Raw genomic sequence first — 20,648 nt, 5'->3', positions numbered from 1 at the left:
CGGCCTCGCCGAGTTCGATCCGGCGACGCTGCACCACCGGCTTCTGCCGAGGCGAAGCCGATTCGCTTCGACGCCGACAACAGTTTCGGATGATCGTAGGTCGTGAAAAGCCCGTGAACGACAAGGACTGGTTGCCGATCCCGCGGCGGGGATTGCGTCGGCGTCCTGGTACGCACGGTGTATCACCGGCGCGCGCAGACGGTACCGCCGTCGATGCGCATCGAGCGCCTCGATGATGCGCCACCGCGATCCACCGGCCCGGCGCAGATGAGCGAGGCGCTGCCGAAATCAAAGCTGGCTTCGGTGCTGGGCTATATGCGGAACTGGTGCGCTGCTGGTGGCAGGACAATCTCGGCAACCAGCCCGACCATATCGCTGGCCGCACGGTATATCTGTCAGCGGCGGCGTACGACAATCTCACAGTTTCTGAGACCTGGTTGCACGATAGAGCCCTGATGCAAGCTTTACACCTCCCTACGGTGCACAGGTTTTCCAGCTCTGCAACATCAGCGGGGAGAACCTCGACAACTACGAGGACGGCGACGGCTATATGCCAGAAATACACCGCGGTGTGCAGGCCCGACGGCTCGGTACGCGTGATCGTCGCCGAGGGCGATCCGGGTATCGGCGGCAACTGGATCAGCCCTGCGCCCAGCCATGCACGACGGCATGAGCCTGCGCCTGATCGGATCGAGGCGAACCGCCGCAGGTGACGCTGCATCGCGTCGCGCTCGCCGCGCTGAAACGCAGGGACTGGCCGCGCTGGCCGCGATCGAGCCGATCGTCAGCGGGAAGTCGGGGACTGAAGCCGAATCGAGGACAACTCTTTCCGGCGCAGCCGGATCCAGATCAAAAGAGGACAGAACATGAGTGGGACGATCCAGAACTTCACGTGCTTCGACTATCCCGGCGCCACGTGCTCGTCACCGAGGCACCAGTGGCATCGGCGCCGGCATCGCGGCCGCCTACCGCGAGGCGGGCGCGCAGGTGACGATCACCGAACCCGCGCCTCGACGGCCGACTACGACACGGATCTCCGGCTACCATTACCCTAACTGGATGTGGAAAACATGTCGCAAATCGACGCGGTGGGCACAGCCGCAGCCCGAACTCGACATCCTGGTGAACAACGCCGGTATCGCGCTTCCCAGCATCGGGCTGGACGAGTGGGATCGGACGTCTTTGCGCGCGATCGACATCCACCTCGTCTCGGGCTTCCGGATGGCGCGCCGCTGTCGCGATGCACTGATGAAGAGCCAGCTGACCGGGGCGCCTCCGGTCATCGGCATCGGCTCGATGAGCTCGTATTTCGGCATCGGCATCGTGCCGGGCTACGGTGCGGGGAAACCGGTCTGCTGGGCATCACCGCGCGCTGGCGGTCAGTGGGGGCCGCACCGGATTCGCGCCAACGCGGTGGCGGTCGGATTGTGCGAGAGCCGCATGACCGTGGGCACCTTGTCCACCCCCGCAGTATTACGAGCCGACGCTCGCGCGTACCTCCCGCTCGGCCGTACCGGCACGCCCGAGGACGTCGCCGGAGCCGTGCTGTTTCTGAGCAGCGCGCAAGCCAGCTGGATCACCGGCAAAACGCTGCCGATCGACGGTGGGTTCACGGTATCCGGTTAGCCGGCGCGCTTCTTCACCCGGCGCTGGAACGCTTCGGCAACGCCGTTGGCCGCCGCGACGCACGCAGCCAATGTACCTCGCTCACCTCAAACGCATGCAGGATGCCGTCCAGTGTACGACCGATACGACCGGTCATGCGCACGGCCGGTATTTTCAGCCAGGTAGCCCGCTCCCCGGCCTTGAACAGGTGGGACATTTCCTCTTCGTTCAGCATATGCGCAGAATCATGCCCAGGTTGGCCATGCCGTAGCCGGGAAAGATGTTTGATGTCACCCACGAACTGCTGGTCGATCAGGGAGTTCAGCGTATTCATCGCCATGCCCAGGCGGGGACCGACTGTCGTGCGCCGCTGGACCCGGTGCAAATTGCCGCGCACGATTTCGCTTGGTGGCCGCAACCATCGCGTCGCGTGATCTGCCCCGATTCCCGTGCGCTGGTTCGGCTCGCGGCCGAGGCCCGGCATCACCTGGCTCACGATGAAGTGATTGATCCCGTACATGCGCCCCAGGCGCTGGCAGCCGGCAGATCCTGCGAGAACGAGCCGTCAATCCAGCGCCGCGACGGCAGGTGGGGTCGGATCTTGCCCGCCGCGTTGCGCGCCTCGAGTTGCACCGGCGCGAAGACACCGGGCAACGCCGAACTGGCCAGCACCGCCGAGAGCACGGTCACGTTGGGCGAGGCAATGTGATTCAACAGGCGCGATGTCTGCCTGACACTGGCGGGCGAGACGGTAATGTTGATGCTGCGTCCCGTCTTGCGGAAGGCCTCGAGAAAAGTCATATCCGGAATCAGGCGCTGCATCTCGCGTTTGACCAGATCCATGTCAATGCGGTTCTTTTGCCAAAGCCGAGCTTGATGCTTTCCGGAATTCATGGTCAGTGCGCGGGCGAGGTAATTGTCCTCGAACAATGCGAGGAACTCCGCGTCGGTGCGGGTTCCCACGATGGCCGCCACAAATGCTCCGGCACTGGCGCCCGATATCACTGTCGGGCACAGTTCCTGCTCGATCAATGCCTTGAGCACGCCGAGGTGGAAATAGCCCAGGGTACCACCGCCACTGAGCATCAGGGCCGAGCGCCCGTAGCAATGGCTGGCTCGCTGAAAGAACTCGACTGACCGCTCGCTCATGGAATGCCCGCGAAGTCGCGCGGTGCGAGATATTCCAGCGCCTCGCTGATCTCGTTGATATAGTCCTCGATGAGCTGCTTGGTGCCGCACTTGGCACGCATATAAAGCCGTCCCTTGCCGATGCCGTCCATGTTGCCGTGGATGCCCTCGTTCAGCACGAACAGCAGACCGTGGTCATCCCCCTTTTTGCGCAGCCGGCGCAGTTGCAGCAACCGCAGGTGAATATTCTCGTGGTCGTACAGCCTGGACTTCTGATCGCGGCGCCACGCTTCGGCACCGGTCAGTCTGTCGTGCTTGGCGGCAATGCGCTGCCACTGTTCGTAGGAGTCGGCGCTGACCATCTCGCTGTCCAGCGATTGCAATACGGGAGAAGGGAACGCGAACCGTTCTCGCAGCATGAACATCAAAACCTCCAGCTTTGGCCAGTACACCAGGAAAACCAACTGGCCACCCGCAAAGGATAATACCCCATTGCACTCACTGCCAGTCCGCTTCCTCGACGCCGCACTCTATCTGGCGGCCTTGAAGCCCTCTCGTTGCGCGTCCCATGCGAGAGGGGTTATGCCGCGTTCGCGCAACTTGAATTTCTGCAGCTTGTTGGTCGGTGTGTAAGGAAGACTGTCAACAAACTCGATATACCGGGGCACGAAAAAGTACGGTGCATTGTCGTTGATGAACTGCGCCAGCTCGAGCGCGGTCAATGACTCCCCGGGCTTGAGCAACACGTCGAGTTTCAGCTCGCTCTCCGACGCCAGCTCTGGCTCGGCACGCCGAACGCCGCACAATCCTGAATTGCCGGGTGACGCCGAGCCGCCAGTTCCACCTCGAAAGTCGAGATATTGCGCCCTTGTAACGCACCGCATCCTTTTTCCGGTCGGAGAAATAGTAGTATCCGCGGGTCGTCGCGGCGCAGCATGTCGCCGGTCTTGTACCATTCCCCCTCGAAGGCACGCGCGGTGGCCTCGGGGTCATCGAAATAGCCACTGAAGATCAGGTAGGGTTGCAGCGGCCGCACCCACAATTCGCCCGGCTCGCCAATCGGCACCTCGTTGCCGCTGTCATCCACCAGCTTCGCCTCCAGATTGGATGCCGGCCGGCCACAGCTGGCGGCCGGCGGCTCGGGATCCGGACTCTCGTTGTGGCTGCACAGTGCTTGGGCCTCGCTCTGTCCGAGGCCCTGCTTCATCAACTGCACCCCGAAGCGCTTGCTGAAGGGAGTGGCCACTTCCGGCGGCATCGGAATGGCCATCATCTTGCGCAGGCAGTGAGCGGCATCGTCCTCACGCGCGGGCGCATTCCACAGGAACATGTGCATGGCGCCGAGGGTAAAGGTCTGGGTGGCACCATAGTAGTCGACGCGCTCCCAGAAATTGCGCACCGAGAACTGCGGATCAATCGCCAGCGGCAGGCCGTTGAACAGGGCACGCAGGATACTGGTCACCCATGCCGCCGTGTTGTACATGGGCAGCACCGAATAAACGACATCGCCCTCCGTGGCCGCGAACTGCTCGCTCGCACCCCTGACCGCGTTGAAAAAAACATTGTGGCTCTGCAGCACACCCTTTGATTTGCCGGTAGTGCCGGAGGTCCACAGTACCGAACAGATATCACCGCGGGAAAAACCGCTCATGTCCGGCTCCAGGGCACCGGCAACAGCGACCGTTGCCAATTCCTCGGCCTCGGGCAGCTCGCTGCTGCCGCCATGAACCAGGAGGTGCTCGAGGGCGAGCCGCTCACGCACATCGGCAACACGAGCGGCATGTTGGGTGTCGGTGACCAGTATCCGCGGCCGGCTGCGCCGGATGGTGTCTTCCAGCCAGTCGCCCTTGTACTCGGTGTTGATGGGCACCCACACGGCACCGAGCTTGTTCGCCGCCAGCGCGAGGAAAATCACCTCCGGACCGCTTTCCATGCAGAAGGCCAGCCGCTCGCCGACCGTCAATCCCCGCGCCGCCAGCCCTGCCGCCAGTTCATTGACCCGGCGATTGACTTCGCTGAAGGAAAAGCGCCGCGCGTCGGCCAGCAGAAAAGGCCGCTCGCCAATCGCCTGCGCCTGCATGGCGATGGCACGACCGATATGGCGCTGCTCGATGTCCGCAAAATGCAATTGATTCAACGCAAAAAGCTCCTTATCGGTGCAATCAGCGACCGGCGCCCCGAAACCGGTCCCTCCCGAACCCGCGCGATATCAGTCCCTGCCAAGGATCAGCGCACCCGTCGGCACACCGACACCGCTGCTGACGAGCACATGTTCCACCGCCTTGCGGGGCTGGCTCGTCGATTGACCGCGAACCAGACGCACACCCTCGGCGATGTTGTTGATACCGTGGATATAGGCCTCGGAAAGCAGGCCCGCCATGGGTGTTGTTGGGCAGGCGTCCGTCGATATCGAGGGCGCCGGCACGTACCATGTCCTTGCCCTCCCCGCGCCCGCAAAAGCCAAAGCTTTCCAGCTGCATGATGATCTCGCAGGTGAACGCGTCATAAAGACAGGCCGCATCGATGTCATCGGGCCCCAGTCCCGAGATCGCGTACACACGCCTTGCCGCAAGTTCCATTTCCGGCAGCGAGTCCAGCTCTTCACGGTAAAAGCTCGTCATCTGCTCCTGGCCGCGGGTGGAAGCCTGAGTCACCGCGCGAATCACCGCGGGCTTGTGTTTCAGGTCGCGGGCGCGCTCGGTGCTGGTGACAAGGATCGCACAGCCTCCATCCGTCTCCTGGCAGAAGTCGTAAAGGCACAGCGGATGCGCGATCACCGGGGAGCCAAGGTACTGCTCCATGGTGAGGGGTTTGCCATAGCCAAAGGCACGCGGATTGGACTGGGCATGATTTCGCTGCGAGATCGCGACGCGACCCAGATCCTCGCGCTCGACTCCGTATTTGTGCATGTACTTGTGGGCGATCATGGCGACCCATGAACCCGGGTTCAGCATCCCGTAAGCCATGTACCACGACCAGTGGACGAGATCCGAACTGATGATCTGTCCGGATACCCCCTGCCCCATTCGTTGCCCCGAGCGTCCGTTCATGGCGCGATAGCACACCACGGTGCTGGCCTGTCCGGTTGCGATTGCCATCGCGGCCTGGGCTATGGTGCCTACCGCGGCACCGCCGCCGTAATTGATCTTGCTGTAGAACGTCAGGTCGGAGGCACCAACCGCTCTCGCCACCTCGATCTCGTCGGTCGAGTCCATCGTATAGCTGACGAGGCCGTCGATCTCGCGCGGAGAAATTCCTGCGTCGTCGCAGGCGCTCTTGATGCATTGCGCGGCGAGCGATAACTCGGACACCCCGGATTTCTTGGAAAAGCCGGTACAGCCGATGCCGGCAATGGCAGCTTCGTTCTTGAGTGAAATAGGCATCAGACGGTACTCCGTAGCGTGAATACGGGCAGCTTGAAGCCGTCCGCATCCTCATGAATCTGCATCTCCACCGGCAAACCGAAATCCACCGCCGCCGGCTCGCAGCCGACCAGTTGCGAGGTCACGCGCGTACCCTCCTCCAGGTCGACCAGGATGATGATCAAAGGGTACTGGTAGCCGGGAAACTGCGGGTGGGTGAGTATCGTGAAGCTGCAGATCGTTCCGCGGCCACAGGCCTGCACTGCATCCCACTCCAGCGACTGGCACTCGCCACACATCGGGCGCGGCGGGTGGCGCAGTGTCGCACAGCCCAGACAACGCTGGATGCCGAGTTGGCCCTGCTGCGCCATTTCCCACCACCACGCGTTGTCATGCCCCATCGGCGGCTTGATCCTCGATGCTTCGGTCATTTGTCATTTCTCCCCTGGATGGAACTCATACCGCGTGATGCGCCTGGAGCGCGTGCCGCCGACTCGCCGGCGGCACGCGCGTGCAATTCACCCGGAACAATACCTCGCCCTGCAGGACGTGAGTGCGACCGGCAGGCACCACGCTGATTATCACGAGTTTCAGCGATGCTGCAATATCCTCGATCATGGAGTTGACGGTGCTGCCACGATCTCGTGCGCGACCACCTGCGCATTGTCAGCCTCGAGACCCGATTCGAAAAGATGATCACATCCGGTTAACACGGTGCCGCGGGCTTGATGTTTAGCACTGATGGCGGCAGCGCTGCCGCACATCTTGCCGCCGGACCGCGAATATGCACCGGCGCCAAAAAACAAGGGGCCGCGCTGGTGGCCCCTTGCCCGGCTGCTCCGCAGCCGATTCATCGCGCTCCCTCGCGGGAAAGGTTCAGGCGAAGTTCGCTTGCGCGAAACTCCAGTTCACGAGTTTGTCGAGGAAAGTCTCGACAAACTTGGGCCGCTGGTTGCGATAGTCGATGTAATAAGCGTGCTCCCATACGTCCACGCACAGCAGCGCGGTGTCGCCACTCGTGAGCGGGGTGCCGGCGGCGCCCGTGTTGACGATGTCCACACTCCCATCGGGCTTGCGCACCAGCCAGGTCCAGCCCGAGCCGAAATTGCCCACGGCACTCGCCAGGAAAGCCTTCCTGAACTCCTCGAAACTGCCCCACCTCGCATCGATGGCGGCACCCAGGGCGCCGGCGGGAGCGCCACCGCCACCGGGCTTCATGCAGTTCCAGAAAAAGCTGTGGTTCCACACCTGCGCGGCGTTGTTGTACAGGCCGCCGGCAGGTGCGGTCTTGACGATGTCCTCGAGGGACTTGTTCTCGAACCCCGTGCCCTTTATCAGGTTGTTGAGGTTGGTGACATAAGCCTGATGGTGCTTGGCATAGTGATAGTCGAAGGTTTCTGCCGACATATGCGGGGCCAGGGCATCCTTGGCATAGGGCAGTGCGGGAAGTTGGTGTTCCATATCTTTGCATCTCCATGTCTGCTACTGAGTTCGGCTTGCTCGCACTGCGGGCCAGGATGTTCCCGGAACACGAGCAGTACACACTTTAACGGAAATGGCAGGCATTCGTCAGGCGTCTGGCCTCGCCGGCGCGGGCGTGACCTTGTCGAACAGACAACCGCCGAGAAAAAAACCTTCCTCGTGACCGGCAACACCGGGACTGCGTCCATCCACCACCAGTTGCGCGCCCTCCGCCACACCGGGATCGACATAGCGCACCTTCTCGAAGTGCGCCCGGGTGATCAGCGGGCCCTTATCGGTGCCCGGCGTCGGGTCCGACTTACAGATGGGACAGACCCCGGTTTCCTTGATCGCCTTGCTTGACGTCATCGGACCAGTATGCGATTTTGAACAATATTAAAAGTGCGTGAGGCGCGGTCGGCACTTCCGGTTCGATCTTCGGCTATGGAGAACGGTCATGAGCGAATTCACTGTCGAGGAAGTACGCCGCCTGCGCGATGCATCCGTACTCGCACCACCGGATCGAGAGTGCCGGGCCGGGGCGGGAAGCGAAACACATACGGCGGCCACGCAGTGAGCCATGAGCGAACGGAGCAATTCATGAAACGCTTCCCACCCGGTTTTCCGCTCACTGACGCGATCCGCAGTGCCGGGAGCATCTCCGTTTACGAGCAGTTCCGCGAGCAAGCTGGATGCCGCGGCGACAAGATTGCTCTCGAATGGACCGGCGGCAGCCGCAGCTACAGGGATTTGCTGCACCGCATCGACCGGCTGGCCGGCGTGCTGCGCGCACGCGGAATCGGCTATGGCGACCGCATCGCGCTGCTGTCGGAGAACCGCTTCGAATCCATCGAGCTGATTCTCGCGGCGGCGCGCATCGGCGCCATCGTGGCCTGCCAGAACTGGCGCCTGACAACTGCTGAACAGCAGCATTGCGTGGATCAGGTCGCACCGGCCCTGCTGGTCCACTCGCCGGCCCAGCAGACCGCGACGGATGCGCTCGGGCGAGCCTCGATTCCGCGGCTGGTGTTCGGTCAAGCGTGACCTGGTGTTCCTGCCGACCGGCGGCACATCGAGCGATTTTTTCGGCGGCGAGCGCGACAATCTTGATTGCTGATCGGCGTCGATTGTGGCACTGCGTGCGAGCACCGGCGAACCGGGACGGCACCGTCAATCGGCGCACCACGACATCTGGGACTACGACAGCCCCGCCGCTATTTAACCCGATTCACAGCCTGAACGAGGTGACTCAGTTTTTTTTCCGCGCTGAATCGTGCAGCAAGAGGTTGATGCGCGAATGTGGCAAACCCGCAGTCGGGCGTGAAAAAGAGGCGCTCCATGGGAAATATTCCACGCAAATCCCAAAGACGATCAACCAACTCAGGGATAGATTCAACTTCCGTAGACTTCTGATTGACCATTCCAATTCCGACCATGTGATCTTCGCAAAGTGGTGCCAGAATCGAGACATCTCCTGCCCGGGTCGTTGCTCCTTCAAGCGTAAGGAAGCCGACCGGTGTTTGTTTGAGAAACGAAATGAGCGGTTGGTAACTGCCGCTCAGAGCCTGCGACTCATCCCTTGACCAGTTACCACGGCAAATGTGCATCCCGATTTTTTCCCGCGGGAATCCCCTGGTCACTTCCTTTATCAGGTCGAGTGCGAACGCAAGTTCGTCGACTGCACCTCGCCTTTTCGAAAGCGCACCGCACATGAATTTCTCTCTGACATTGCCGCCGTCAAAAACTACTTCCGTCAAAATTGGTTCATCGAGCTGAATCAGGGATGCTCCGCCATCCAGAAGCGATTGAATTTCCGCGCGCAGGTATCGTGCGACGTCCTCAGCCAGTTGCTCCTGCGAGTCGTAGGGTTGATGCGGCAAGCAGTCAAGCCAAAGTGTCCTTGATAATAAATAAGGTCCTGGCAATGCGACTTTGACAGGCTTTTGACAGAAGCGCGCCGCGGTTTGCAATTCCCAAACGGTCGCTGGGGACTCCCACGCGAGCTTGCCGGTGAGTACAGGTTGCCTGGTGTGATCCATCGGCAAGTCAACACTGTCGAGGCTCTTGGCCAGGTCTTCGGGATGATCGGCCATTGCTGCAAGGTCGCGCAGGGGTACCATCTGGCAGTTTTTTATATGCCGTCCGAGAAAGCTGCAATAAGCGTCGCGGCGTTGTTCTCCGTCCGTGACAAAGTCGACTCCAGCTCGTACTTGCGCGGCCACCGCAAGTTCAACAGCGTCTGCGGCCCATTGAGAGAACTGCTGTTCATCAATGAAGTTCCTGAAAAGCAGGTCCAGCCCGTTCAGTAACCAGTCAGGCCGGGGCCAACTGCCAACTCCCATAACGGACATGGCTTGCAGCGGGGCAGAGAAGATCCGTTTTTTCTCAGGGTCGTCCGCAGCTGAAAAACTGTCGTTTTCTGATTTGCAAGGTTGCGCATCTGCCGATATCCAGGACGCCACTGGCGGCCGGTCTTGCGCTTTTTTTTGAATCCAGAATTTAAATCCCGAGTCCGTGGTGTGGACTTTTACCAGCGAGTTGCCGGTTAACCGGCACCAGGATGGCAAATCTTCCCGGACAGATTTCTCGGTGGAGAGAATTTCAAGGAGATCCCCGGAAGCCAGAGTGTCTATATTCTGACGAATGAGCAAAAGCAAACCGTTGCCGCAGTCCAGATTGCCGCCGTCAAAGCTTTTCTTTGGCTGAATTTCTGCCATCAGTACGAAATGGAGGGGGTTCCACCCGCCAGGAATTCAACCAATTTGGCTCCACCGACCATCGTTGCTCCGTCTATGACCTGGTCTTCGGCAAGCTTTCGCTTTTTGAAGCAAGGAGAGCAAATATAAATCTTGCCGCCTCCTTTGGTAAAGCTTGCCATCAAGTCCTTCAAGGGGGCAAATCCTTCTTCACGGATACTTTCCGCTTGACCCTTTATTGCCAGATTCACACCTTCGATACTCAGGAAAACCAAAGTCTCCTGATCCGAAGCCAACGCGGCGTTGGCGATGACAAAAGCAACCGTTGCCTTATCGGCATTGTCATGGGCGTGAGTCAAAGAAACGCAAAACTTTTTCATTGATTTCTCCTCTGCCTGTTTTCGATTTTATACTTTGGATGATCCGCAAAAAGCAGCTTATGACCGGTTAACCGGCACCAGGCTGGCATATCCTGTTTTGCACCCGGATCCAGCGTAATCAGTTCCATGACCGATCCCGGATTCAATTCCTGAAGCCGAAATTTCAATTCAATAAGAAGCTCGCCACAGCCCATTTCGCCGGCGTCCCAGTGTACGGTGGATTTAGCAATATCCGCGGTCATTTTTTCCAGAACCCATGAGCCATCCCGCCTTTGTCTGCAGCATAGCAGGCTGGGCCCGAGCAGAACATTGGAATCGCATTTTACACACACTCCACAGATCCAAATCTTTTGTTGCAAGACACTCGGTTGCCATTTCGAACCGCAGACTCAGGGCGCTTCCATTTGCTCAAATTCAAACTACTGCCAGCTGCGCACATATTGCTGCGAAATCGGGCACTGTTGACCGTTCGGACCACCGACAGATCGAATCACATAGGAAGCCATCGCCTGGCTTCTTTTGCCTTTGCTTGAGGAGCGCGGTACGCAGGGCAAAGACGACGAAGGCAGGTTGAAGTGGCGGAAAAATACCGCCGGGCGTTGTTGGTCAATATACGATGCTGTCGATGGCAGTGCATTCGACCGGCGTTGAACTCGAAGTGGGACACGATGGTGTGCCCATGGCTCGAGATGGAGAGATGACTCGATGAACGAGGTGAATCTGATCGTTCGGGGCGCGAGCGTGGTCGACGGTACGGGACGGACCGCGTTTCGAGCCGATGTCGGAGTCTAGGATTGACGTATCGTCCCGGTCGATGAGGGCCCAGTTCGAGTGGTGGAGTCCGCGCTGGAGATCGTCGATGGGGGGCGCACGTTTCCCGACAGGATCTGGGATTTGGCGTCGCGGCCGAGGGCGGATTCGAGGATCTGCGGCAACAGGCGGCTGATTCGGCGGCCGACGGGATGCGAATAGAGATTCGTTCCGAACGCAACCCGCTCCGCCCCGAACTCGGATGCAAATTGTTCGATGAAGTCGAAGTTGTGACTGAGACTCGTATCGAAGTCGATATTCGCGCGTCGCCTCATTAGGATCCGAAGGCGTCGAGAGCAAGGATGGGCGTATCGGGAATCGCTCCGGAGTGCGGTCGCGATAACGAGCGGCGGCGTCATTCTCGGCGCAAGTGTCTTCGAGGCCTCGAGGCCGGAGGTATCCATGGTCGAAGATCACGATCGCCTGGTCGACGCCGCGGAGATCCATGATCCCGAGCCGACGAGCGAGCTCGGTTTCCGCAGCTTCGCTGGCCGATGCCGGGTTCGACACCGTGTCGACGGGACCACCCGGCGCTAGCAAAGCGCTCCCTGCATGACGATGCACATCGAGGACTTTGAATTTGGCGCTCTTGCTTGGACTCCATCGCGCGGTTCGGGTAACTCATCCAGGATCGGGGCGACTCGCGTCCCGGGAATCGGGGTGCGCGTTTCTCGACGAACGCAGCGACGCCTGAAATCGCGACAAAAAGAGAGAAACAACCGCAAGCAATCCTTCCCGGAGGGGATTCTGGAGAGTTTGCCTTACAAGGACGCATCATGAAACGAGTACACGCGATTGAATTTGAAGACGTTAATTGGTTTCCTCAGGGTTCGCGAAACTATATGACGGAGTTTTACCATAGCCAGATGCTCAGTATTGATCTGTATCAACCCGCGACGGCCCTGCTGGCTGATGTGTTGAGAAAAACCGATCAGACTCTCACTGTGGATCTGCGTTCCGGTGGCACGGGGCCGAATCAATTGTTGCAACATCAATTCAAACAAGATCATGGACTCGCGGTGAAAGTCATGCTGACGGACAAATTTCCCAACATACCTGCCTTTGAAACAATCCATAAGAAAACCCGGGGTTAGATTGCCTATGAATCCCGGTCCGTTGATGCGACAGATGTGCCGGAATATTTGCAAGGTGTACGTGCGCTGTTCTCCAGCTTTCACCATTTCAGACCCGATCAGGCAAGAGGAATATTGCAGGATGCGGTCAATAAAAGGGCGTCGATCGCGGTCTTTGAATTGGCAAACCGTTCCTTTATGGCACATCTGCATACGCTTTTATCACCGATCGCGCTGGCTATTTACACTCCCACATTATCTCCCATCAAACTCAGTCGCTTCCTCTTTACGTATTTGCTCCCGATCTTACCAATCCTGGTCATTTGGGATGGCATCGCCTCTAACTTCAGGAACTACTCACCCGAAGAACTGAACGAACTGATTTTATCTGTGGATGGGCATGAAGGATTTGAGTGCAAAACCGGCACAAAAAAAGGACCCTTGTTTGGTTCCAAAATAACCTATTTGACCGGAGTTCCCATAGTGACCCGCCTGATTTTTTCGGGCCATCCTTCATCGGGAAATGGCCTCGGTCGAAGCGCTATGGTTTTTCGGACCACTTCGATCGTCAGTTTCCGGCGGTTTTTTATGGGGTCGTCGATCGGGCGCACACCGCCGCGCAAACCGCGGTCACGGCGGCTGGCCTCACCTCCCGTTCAGGCCGCCGGCTTGGCCTTGGGCACTCGTCCCATCAGGTAGAACTCGTCGTTGGGCTGCATCGACGTGAGGTTGGCCATGCGGTTGGACAGGCCGAACAGCGCGGTGATCGCACCGATGTCCCAGGCGTCCTCGTCGGTGAAGCCGTGTTCGCGCAGCGCGGCGAAGTCCGCCTCGGTGATCGCCGCCGATTCGGTGCAGACCTTCATCGCGAAGTCGAGCATGGCCGTCTGGCGCGGCGTGAGCGCGGCCTTGCGGTAGTTGACCGCCACCTGGTCGGCCAGCTTCGGTGACTTCTCGTGGATGCGCAGGATCGCACCATGCGCCACCACGCAGTACAGACACTGGTTGATGCCGCTGGTGGCCACGACGATCATTTCCTTCTCGCCCTTGCTGAGCCCTTCCGGGCTCGAAGGCGGGCGCAGCATCACCGCGTCGTGGTAGGCAAAGAAGGCGCGGAATTCGTCGGGCCGGTGCGCGAAGGCAAGGAACACGTTGGGCACGAATCCCGACTTCTCCTGCACCTCGAGAACGCGCCGGCGCAGATCTTCCGGCATCGATTCGATCGCGGGCACGGGATATCGACTGACGGGCTGGGTCATCACGGTCAACTCCTGAACTGCAACGCATGAAGTATAAGCAGAATGAAGCCCCTCTTTGTCCGAATCCAAGCCGTTGTGAGCCGTCACGGTACGACGTCGAATCGCGACTCTGCCCCAAATGACCGTCCACCGGCGGCCATTGGCGTCGGCTCCGCACCGATATTGCTCCCGAATTCGCTGCGCGTCCCACCTCGGCACAACACCGCCCCCTGCCGTGGGCATGCATCGGCTGCGCGTCCTTGCGCTAGCGGGTGATGGCTCAGTGTGGGCGGGCAGCTTTCGCCCTTGCAAGCACCTCACACTTTCCGCCAGCGGTTCGGAACCCTGATCGCGGTCCCCACCACACCCGCTCGACGGAAACGCGAACGTCGCCTTCTCGCGCACCCCGCCACTCGGCCAGCGCTGGGTAATGGTTTTCCTGCGCGTGTAGAAGCGCACCGAGTCCGGGCCATGGGCGTAGAGATCACCAAACAGCGAGCGCTTCCAGCCGCCAAAGCTGTGGCAGGTGACCGGCAGCGGCACATTCACGCCGATCATGCTGAGCTTGATATTGTTGCTGAAATAACGCGCGGCTTCCCCGTCTCGCGTGAAGCTGCAGGTGCCGTTGCCGTACTCGTGCGCATCGATCAGCGCCATTGCCTCTTGCTGCGAGCGCACGCGTACCACGCATAGCACCGGCCCGAAGATCTCCTCCTTGTAGATGCGCATTTGCGGCTGGACCCTGTCGAACAGACAGCCGCCGAGGGAAACGCCCTCTTCGTGCCCGGGCACCGTCAGGCCTCGCCCGTCGACCACCAGCTGTACGGCCTCCTCCACACCGAAATCGACCTGGTCGCGCACCAATCTTCGTACAGGAAGCTGCCGCCGATGGTGATAGGCCATCCCACTCAAATGGTTTCTGAAGATGTGCTTCGCTGCCGCAATGCAGACCGCAGATGCGGTAGAACACTGTTGAATGATGCCTTGATTGATGAGTGGCCCGCTCGCGATACTCGGCACGGGGGCCTACCTGCCCCGGGCATACCCGGCACGGGACGTAATAACCAGGGCCGGTGGCGATCCGAGCAATTACAAGGGCTGGTTTCCGATGCTGCGATAGCTGTCCACTGGATCGGGTGTTATGACGAAAACCAGCGGCGTGCACGGCGAGTTCTGCGACCATTTGGAACAGATCGCGAAGGCCGTCAGGCGCAGCTTCGAATCGGGCAAGCCAAGCCTGGCACAGGTGCTGATCGGCCGTGAAGCCAATGTCTACCAGTGAGCGCGCATCTGTGGACCCGCCGGTATGCCGCCAAATCGGCCTACGCCAATTCCCGAGAGCGCGATAATATGTCCGCGCCAACTGCGCGCAGGAGCGGAAGATGCCAGTCGCAGCGCGCAACGCGAGCAGATGATGGTCACTGCACATTCAGCCGATGAGAGGAAAACCCGGATGGAATATTGGTTGGCCTGGTTGCACGAAAACAACAACGGCGATGATGTAAAGGCGATTGCCCGCGAGGCCGAGGCACTGGGCTTCACCGGAGTGGCATTGTCTGATCACGTCGCCCTGCCCAAGGCGCAGAAGAGCCGGCACCCGACGCGCGGTATCCCCTACGACCCGGCGATTCCGAACATCGAGCCGATAACCACCATAGCCGTGATGAGCGCTGTTACCGAAGAGTTGCGATTCATGACTTATGCCTATGTGATGGGCATGCGCGATCCTTTCACCGTGGCGAAGCAGACGGCGGCGCTGGCGGACCTGAGCAAGAACCGCTTTGCACTGGGCATCACTCCTGGCTGGAACACGGACGAGATCGCTCTATTGGGGCACAACCCGAAAACGCGCGGCGCGCGCTTTGTCGAGTCGATCGAGATCATCAAAGGGCTGTGGAACAACGACCTTTTCAGCTTCGAGGGCGAACACTACCGGTTCAAGGATGTGGGCATTTCGCCCCGGCCCGCCAGGCCACCGGAAATATACATTGGCGGCAATTCACCCATTGCAATCAAGCGCGCGGCGGCCAACAGCGGCTGGATCGGCATGAACCATCCACTCGGGGAGTTGGAGGAGTTACTGGGCACACTCGACGAACTGTCGGGGGAAAGCGCAAAATATAACGCGGCCGCCGAGAAACTCGGCGATGACTACCTGCGCAGGCTCGAAGATCTGGGTATACGGGGTCTGGTACTGATGCCCTGGGCGGATAAGGCACAAACCAGCGGGTGATCTGGATATCAAACTGGAATCGATGCGGCAAGCGGCCGGTTTCTGGCGCTGATCGCCAGGGCTGCTGCTTTTGGACCCGCAAATACGAAGAGGTGCCTCCAGCGGCAGCACGATATCCTGCAGTCGATTGTCGGCCAGTGTGGGCGGGTTCAGCCCGGCCGGGAGCCCATGATATTGCCGGGCGGCCAGGCCGGCGCCACACTCACCAAAAATGTGCGAAAGTGGATTTGCGTTATTCAATCACCCCGACTTTGAGCAATGAGGTAGAGCATGGCACAGACCAATCGCCAGTGGGTTCTCAAGAGCCGCCCCAAAGGCACCGTATCCACGACTCATTTTGAGGTCAAGGGAAGGCCTATGCCCGAGCCTGACTACGCCGCTGGCGAGGTATTGGTCAGTAGTACCACGGCATTCTGGGGCTTGATGGATATCGGCAAACCCAGGAAAGGCGAGACCGTGGTGGTGTCGGGTGCCGCCGGTGCTACCGGTTCCGTCGCCGCGCAAATTGCAAAACTCAAAGGTTGCCGCACCATCGGTATTGCCGGCGGCAGAGAAATGCCGGTGGTTGATCGACGAAGCCGGTCTGGATGGCGCCATCGATTACAAAAAGGATGTAGACCAGCGCCTCGAACTTTGCCCGGATGGCATCGATATTTTCTTCGACAATGTGGGTGGCAGCATATTGGGCTGCCATCAACGGCATCGCCAACTACGGGCGTATCGTACTGTGTGGTGCAATTTCCATTCCAATTCGAAAGAGCCTCCGGGTCGGCCCCGCAACCTGGTCAACCTGGTGATCCGGCGGGGTGCGTATGCAAGGGTTCATCGCCCTGGACTGTACGACCGTAACGACGAGGCGCTGGCGCAATTGGCGGTGTGGGCAATGGAAGACAAAATTGCCTTCCGCAACGATATCCAGGAGGGTTTCGAGTAAGCGTCAATTGAACCACACCTTCATCTAACGCGCCTGCCGTCTGAGAATTCTTTCTCCACTCCTGGAGAAATTCCGATGACCCGTACCGAACTTGCCCGTATCTGGCTGGCACACGTTGAAGAGCAGCAATGCAGCGGCATGTCGCAGCGCGCGTACTGCGCGGCGCATGATCTGTCGTTGAGGGGCTTTGTGTATTGGCGGCGCAAACAACGGAACACCGCGACCCTGCCCGCTACCCCACACCTGGTCCCGGTGCGCCTGCTCGAGGAGCCGGCGCCGGTGGGTGTCTCGGGGAGCGGCGTACGCCTGCACAGCGGACGCGTGATGATTGACCTGGCCGTGCAGTTCGATGCAGCGACACTGCAACGCGTACTCGGTGTGCTGGAAAGCAGATGCTGACGCCGGACGGCGTCGGCCGTGTGTATCTCGCCGCCGGGTACACGGACATGCGCAAATCGATCGATGGCCTGGCGGTCGTGGTGAGTGCGGTGTTGGAGCTCGATCCGGTCTCGCCGCATTGGTTTGTTTTTTGTGGTAGGCGCCGTGACCGATTGAAAATCCTGCATTGGGACCACAATGGGTTCTGGCTGTATTACCGGCGTCTGGAGCGAGGCCGCTTCGAGTGGCCGGATGCAGGGGCGGCGAGCACGGTGTGCCTCAGCGCGCGGCAGTTGCGTTGGCTGCTCGACGGGTTGCGGGTGGAGGAGTGCCGGGCGCACCGCGGGGTGTCGGCGCGGGTGGTGATCTGAGCGCGAAAGCATCGCGTCCTGGTGCAGGTTGTCGCAGCGTTTTTGCGGCGTGTTGATCGGCTCAGTTGAGCGCGATTCTGCGGTGACAATAACGCGCATTTCGGGCTACCTGTCAGTGCTGAAATTCAAGCGGAAAGCGCGGCGATAGTCGCGTGATTTTGCGTACTGCAAGTGAGTGCTGATCACTATAATTTGCCCCATGCCAACACCACTCGAAACCCTTCCCAACGCCCGCGAGGGATTGATTGCGCTGATCACGCAACGCGATCAGTGGCTGGTTGAGAAGGACCAGCAGATCGACGCGCTCAGCGAGCGCGTGGCGTTCTTCGAGGAGCAGTTCCGGCTGCTGCGCGAGAAGCAGTTTGGCACATCGAGCGAACAGAGTGCGCTGCAGCCGTGGCTGTTCAACGAAGCCGAGCTGACCCAAGGTGGCGCTGCGCCGGTGATGCCTGAACAGACGATCACCTATACCCGCACCAAGCCCGGGCGCAAAGGCCTGCCAAAGAACCTGCCGACCGAGCGGATCGAGTACACCCTTTCTCCCGAAGAGCAGATCTGCGCGTGCTGCGGCGGACCACTGCATGCGATGAGCACCGTGTCGCGCGAGGAACTGCAGTTCATTCCGGCACAACTCAAGCGCATCGAGCATATCCGTCACGTCTACAGCTGCCGCCAGTGCGAGCACGCCGGAGATGCGGTGGTGATCGTCACTGCGCCAGCACCCAGACCACCGATCCCGAAGAGCTATGCCTCGGCGAGCTTGCTCGCCTACATCATCGTGGCGAAGTTCGTTGACGGGTTGCCGCTGTATCGCCTGGAGGCGCACTTCGAGCGGTTGGGGATCAGCCTGTCGCGGCAAGTGATGTCGGCGTGGATGATCAGAGTGGCGCTGCTGCTGGAGCCGGTGTTTGACCGTCTGACTGAAGAACTGAGACGGCGGTCTATTCTGCACGCCGACGAGACCACGTTGCAGGTGTTGCGGGAACCCGGGCGCGCGGCGCAAACCCAGTCCTACCTATGGCTGTATCGCAGTAGTGGCGCCGACGGACCGCCGATCGTGCTCTACGACTACCAGGAGACGCGGTCGAGCGAACACCCAAAGGCATTTCTTGTCGGATTCCGGGGCTATTTGCACGTGGATGGCTATGCGGGGTATCACCCGCTGGAGAACGTGACGCTCGTGGGTTGCTGGGCTCACGCGAGGAGAGCGTGGCATGAGACGGTGCAAGCATTGCCACCGGCGAAACGTCACACCGTGGGCAAGGCGCATCAGGGGCTGGCGTACTGCAACCGGCTGTTTGCGATCGAGCGCGAGCTGAAAAGCCACAGTCCCGAGGAGCGGCACGCGGCACGTAACGCGCGCAGCCGTCCCGTGGTGGAGGAGTTCTACGCGTGGCTCGGCACGCTGCAATCACAGGCCTTGCCAAAAACGCAGCTCGGCAAGGCGGTGAGGTACTGCATGAATCAGCGCCACAAGCTCGAGCGATTTCTTGACGATGGGCGCCTTGAGCTCGACAACAACCGTGCGGAACGCTCGATCAAGCCATTTGTCATCGGACGAAAGGCTTGGCTTTTCGCGAACACACCCGGCGGTGCACGAGCCAGTGCGATGCTCTACGGCATAGTGGAAACCGCGAGGGAAAACGGGTTGAAGCCGGCGGACTATCTGATCCGGCTGCTCCAGGAGTTGCCGAATATCGGTGACATCACCGATGAGGCCATCGAGCGATTACTGCCATGGAATGTGCGCGCACAGAATTCCGCAGCGAATGGGCAAGTGGGGATAAACTGACGCTTACGAACAACTGGCGACGATCGCGCGCCAGCATTATGTGATCAAGACCCGACGGGCGAAGTACGCGCCGGTCAACGATGCGGTCCCCGGTGCCGAGCAGGGCATCAAGCTGGCCCCGCGCCCGCAGACAATCATCCCGAAATCGATCGCGCATCACTCGCTGATCGCTGATGTGATCACCAGCAAGTTCGTCGACGGTTTGCCACTGTATCGGCAGGAGGCGATCTTTGCCCGGGAGGCGATCGATCTGAGCCGCCAGACGATGAGCGGATGGGTGACGCAGTTGGAGAGGCCGCTGAGCCCGTTGATGGCGGCGATGAAGCAGCTGTTCTACACCGGACGGTTGGTACAGATCGACGAGACCCGTCTGCAGGTTTTGGGCGAAGCAGGGCGGGACAATACGCAGCAGTCGTTCATGTGGGTGTACCGTGGGGGTGCCCCCCACACCCCGGTGATCTGGTACGAATACGCCGAGACCCGCAGCGGCGAGGTCCCCTTGCAGTTCCTGTATCCGCCCGATGGGCCGCCACCGCCGCCCCACTGGCAGGCCTACGTACAGACCGATGGCTATGCGGGCTATAACGCCCTGGCCCGACAGCCAACGATCCTGGGTCACGCGGCATGCATGGCCCATTGCCGGCGCAAATTCGTTGAGGCAACCCAGGGGCGCAAGAATACCGCGGCCGCCCACCAAGTGGTGGCGCTGATCGGCAAGCTCTACCAGATCGAGCGCACGGTGAAAGCGTTGACGGCGAGGGAGAAAAGGGCTCTGCGCCAGGAGCACGCCAAGCCGGTGCTCGAGGCGATCAAACACTGGCTCGACCAGAAAGCCCCCAGGCTTGCCCCAGAGTCTGCTCGGCAAGGCCGTACACTACGCCTTGGGGCTGTGGCCGAAGCTGATCCTCTATATCGAAGACGGGGACATCGAGATTGATAACAACAAGACCGAGAACGCGATACGTCCGTTCGTCATCGGGCGCAAGGGCTTCCTGTTCTCGGGCAGCCCGCGCGGTGCACGCGCCAGTGCGATGCTCTATTCCTTGATCGAGAGCGCCAAGGCGAATGGGCTCGAACCTCGGGCCTATCTCGGTCACGTGTTCGAGCATCTACCCCGCGCAAAAACGGAGCAGGAGATCACCGCCCTGCTGCCGCAATTTTTAAAACCGGAAGAGTTATCCGGTAGG

At 60.2% G+C, this 20,648-nt stretch carries 23 protein-coding genes and 2 pseudogenes; 12 read left to right on the top strand and 13 right to left on the bottom strand.

Features of this window, described 5'->3' with window-relative positions; all coding sequences use genetic code 11:
- The first annotated feature begins 903 nt into the window (after positions 1 to 903).
- Positions 904 to 1,626: pseudogene (locus IPF49_03535) on the top strand (SDR family oxidoreductase).
- A gap of 13 nt (positions 1,627 to 1,639) precedes the next feature.
- Here the strand turns inward: IPF49_03535 and IPF49_03530 are convergent.
- From IPF49_03530 to IPF49_03490, 9 genes and pseudogenes are all read right to left on the bottom strand, one after another.
- Positions 1,640 to 1,945, bottom strand: coding sequence for a hypothetical protein (locus IPF49_03530; protein MBK6286712.1), 306 nt, complete (start codon positions 1,943 to 1,945; stop codon positions 1,640 to 1,642).
- A gap of 152 nt (positions 1,946 to 2,097) precedes the next feature.
- On the bottom strand, positions 2,098 to 2,754 hold the full coding sequence (locus tag IPF49_03525; protein ID MBK6286711.1) for a patatin-like phospholipase family protein: 657 nt from the start codon (positions 2,752 to 2,754) through the stop codon (positions 2,098 to 2,100).
- Positions 2,751 to 3,158 carry a DUF3336 domain-containing protein gene (locus IPF49_03520; protein MBK6286710.1) on the bottom strand — a complete coding sequence of 136 codons (408 nt, stop codon included), beginning with the start codon at positions 3,156 to 3,158 and terminating at the stop codon, positions 2,751 to 2,753. The genes IPF49_03525 and IPF49_03520 overlap by 4 nt, the downstream gene beginning before the upstream one ends.
- A 105-nt stretch (positions 3,159 to 3,263) precedes the next feature.
- Positions 3,264 to 3,479, bottom strand: coding sequence for a hypothetical protein (locus tag IPF49_03515; GenBank protein MBK6286709.1), 216 nt, complete (start codon positions 3,477 to 3,479; stop codon positions 3,264 to 3,266).
- Positions 3,480 to 3,487: 8 nt separating this feature from the next.
- Positions 3,488 to 4,870, bottom strand: coding sequence for an AMP-binding protein (locus IPF49_03510; protein MBK6286708.1), 1,383 nt, complete (start codon positions 4,868 to 4,870; stop codon positions 3,488 to 3,490).
- Between the two features lie 72 nt (positions 4,871 to 4,942).
- A pseudogene (locus tag IPF49_03505) lies at positions 4,943 to 6,116 on the bottom strand (lipid-transfer protein).
- Complete coding sequence (locus IPF49_03500; protein ID MBK6286707.1) at positions 6,116 to 6,526, bottom strand: OB-fold domain-containing protein; 411 nt, start codon at positions 6,524 to 6,526, stop codon at positions 6,116 to 6,118. The pseudogene IPF49_03505 and the gene IPF49_03500 overlap by 1 nt, the downstream one beginning before the upstream one ends.
- A 445-nt stretch (positions 6,527 to 6,971) precedes the next feature.
- Positions 6,972 to 7,556, bottom strand: coding sequence for a superoxide dismutase [Fe] (locus IPF49_03495; GenBank protein ID MBK6286706.1), 585 nt, complete (start codon positions 7,554 to 7,556; stop codon positions 6,972 to 6,974).
- Between the two features lie 108 nt (positions 7,557 to 7,664).
- Positions 7,665 to 7,925: an aldehyde dehydrogenase family protein gene (locus IPF49_03490; protein MBK6286705.1), complete on the bottom strand. Its 261-nt coding sequence runs from the start codon at positions 7,923 to 7,925 to the stop codon at positions 7,665 to 7,667.
- Between the two features lie 231 nt (positions 7,926 to 8,156).
- Here IPF49_03490 and IPF49_03485 point away from each other — a divergent pair, with 231 nt between their 5' ends.
- The gene (locus IPF49_03485) at positions 8,157 to 8,600 is read left to right on the top strand and encodes an AMP-binding protein (GenBank protein ID MBK6286704.1); all 444 of its coding nucleotides are present in this window, start codon (positions 8,157 to 8,159) and stop codon (positions 8,598 to 8,600) included.
- Between the two features lie 170 nt (positions 8,601 to 8,770).
- On the opposite strand, the gene IPF49_03480 is transcribed toward IPF49_03485, so the two are convergent.
- The 3 genes from IPF49_03480 to IPF49_03470 are packed head-to-tail and all read right to left on the bottom strand — an operon-like array spanning position 8,771 to position 10,874.
- A complete protein-coding gene (locus IPF49_03480) occupies positions 8,771 to 10,273 on the bottom strand; it encodes a sulfurtransferase TusA family protein (GenBank protein ID MBK6286703.1) in 1,503 nt (500 codons plus the stop codon).
- Positions 10,273 to 10,632 (bottom strand): DsrE family protein, encoded by a 360-nt coding sequence (locus IPF49_03475; protein MBK6286702.1) that lies wholly within the window; start codon positions 10,630 to 10,632, stop codon positions 10,273 to 10,275. The genes IPF49_03480 and IPF49_03475 overlap by 1 nt, the downstream gene beginning before the upstream one ends.
- The gene (locus IPF49_03470; protein ID MBK6286701.1) at positions 10,629 to 10,874 is read right to left on the bottom strand and encodes a sulfurtransferase TusA family protein; all 246 of its coding nucleotides are present in this window, start codon (positions 10,872 to 10,874) and stop codon (positions 10,629 to 10,631) included. The genes IPF49_03475 and IPF49_03470 overlap by 4 nt, the downstream gene beginning before the upstream one ends.
- 1,344 nt (positions 10,875 to 12,218) lie before the next feature.
- On the opposite strand from IPF49_03470, the gene IPF49_03465 reads away from it, so the two are divergent.
- Both IPF49_03465 and IPF49_03460 read left to right on the top strand, forming a co-directional pair.
- Positions 12,219 to 12,536 carry a hypothetical protein gene (locus tag IPF49_03465; protein MBK6286700.1) on the top strand — a complete coding sequence of 106 codons (318 nt, stop codon included), beginning with the start codon at positions 12,219 to 12,221 and terminating at the stop codon, positions 12,534 to 12,536.
- A 36-nt stretch (positions 12,537 to 12,572) separates the two neighbouring features.
- On the top strand, positions 12,573 to 13,214 hold the full coding sequence (locus IPF49_03460) for a hypothetical protein (protein MBK6286699.1): 642 nt from the start codon (positions 12,573 to 12,575) through the stop codon (positions 13,212 to 13,214).
- Here the strand turns inward: IPF49_03460 and IPF49_03455 are convergent.
- Positions 13,172 to 14,773 (bottom strand): peroxidase-related enzyme, encoded by a 1,602-nt coding sequence (locus IPF49_03455; protein ID MBK6286698.1) that lies wholly within the window; start codon positions 14,771 to 14,773, stop codon positions 13,172 to 13,174. The genes IPF49_03460 and IPF49_03455 overlap by 43 nt on opposite strands.
- A 121-nt stretch (positions 14,774 to 14,894) precedes the next feature.
- Between IPF49_03455 and IPF49_03450 the strand changes: the two genes are divergently transcribed.
- From IPF49_03450 to IPF49_03415, 8 genes are all read left to right on the top strand, one after another.
- On the top strand, positions 14,895 to 15,035 hold the full coding sequence (locus IPF49_03450) for a hypothetical protein (GenBank protein MBK6286697.1): 141 nt from the start codon (positions 14,895 to 14,897) through the stop codon (positions 15,033 to 15,035).
- 129 nt (positions 15,036 to 15,164) lie between these two features.
- The gene (locus tag IPF49_03445) at positions 15,165 to 15,986 is read left to right on the top strand and encodes a TIGR03619 family F420-dependent LLM class oxidoreductase (protein ID MBK6286696.1); all 822 of its coding nucleotides are present in this window, start codon (positions 15,165 to 15,167) and stop codon (positions 15,984 to 15,986) included.
- 565 nt (positions 15,987 to 16,551) lie between these two features.
- Entirely contained in the window at positions 16,552 to 16,920 is a 369-nt protein-coding gene (locus IPF49_03440; GenBank protein ID MBK6286695.1) for a hypothetical protein, read from the top strand.
- A gap of 75 nt (positions 16,921 to 16,995) precedes the next feature.
- Complete coding sequence (locus tag IPF49_03435) at positions 16,996 to 17,319, top strand: IS66 family insertion sequence element accessory protein TnpB (GenBank protein MBK6286694.1); 324 nt, start codon at positions 16,996 to 16,998, stop codon at positions 17,317 to 17,319.
- Positions 17,313 to 17,669 carry an IS66 family insertion sequence element accessory protein TnpB gene (gene tnpB / locus IPF49_03430; GenBank protein MBK6286693.1) on the top strand — a complete coding sequence of 119 codons (357 nt, stop codon included), beginning with the start codon at positions 17,313 to 17,315 and terminating at the stop codon, positions 17,667 to 17,669. Before IPF49_03435 ends, tnpB begins: the two co-directional genes overlap by 7 nt.
- A gap of 199 nt (positions 17,670 to 17,868) precedes the next feature.
- Positions 17,869 to 19,461, top strand: coding sequence for an IS66 family transposase (locus tag IPF49_03425; GenBank protein ID MBK6286692.1), 1,593 nt, complete (start codon positions 17,869 to 17,871; stop codon positions 19,459 to 19,461).
- Positions 19,462 to 19,501: 40 nt separating this feature from the next.
- On the top strand, positions 19,502 to 20,398 hold the full coding sequence (locus IPF49_03420; GenBank protein ID MBK6286691.1) for an IS66 family transposase: 897 nt from the start codon (positions 19,502 to 19,504) through the stop codon (positions 20,396 to 20,398).
- Positions 20,343 to 20,648: transposase (locus tag IPF49_03415; GenBank protein ID MBK6286690.1), on the top strand; the 306-nt coding region annotated here is incomplete at its 3' end. The genes IPF49_03420 and IPF49_03415, both read left to right, overlap by 56 nt.

It is taken from the genome of Gammaproteobacteria bacterium, from assembly GCA_016705365.1.
In the GTDB taxonomy this organism is placed as follows: domain Bacteria; phylum Pseudomonadota; class Gammaproteobacteria; order Pseudomonadales; family UBA5518; genus UBA5518.
The sequence above is the reverse complement of the archived record's forward strand: the minus strand, read 5'-3'. Positions and strand labels throughout refer to the sequence as shown.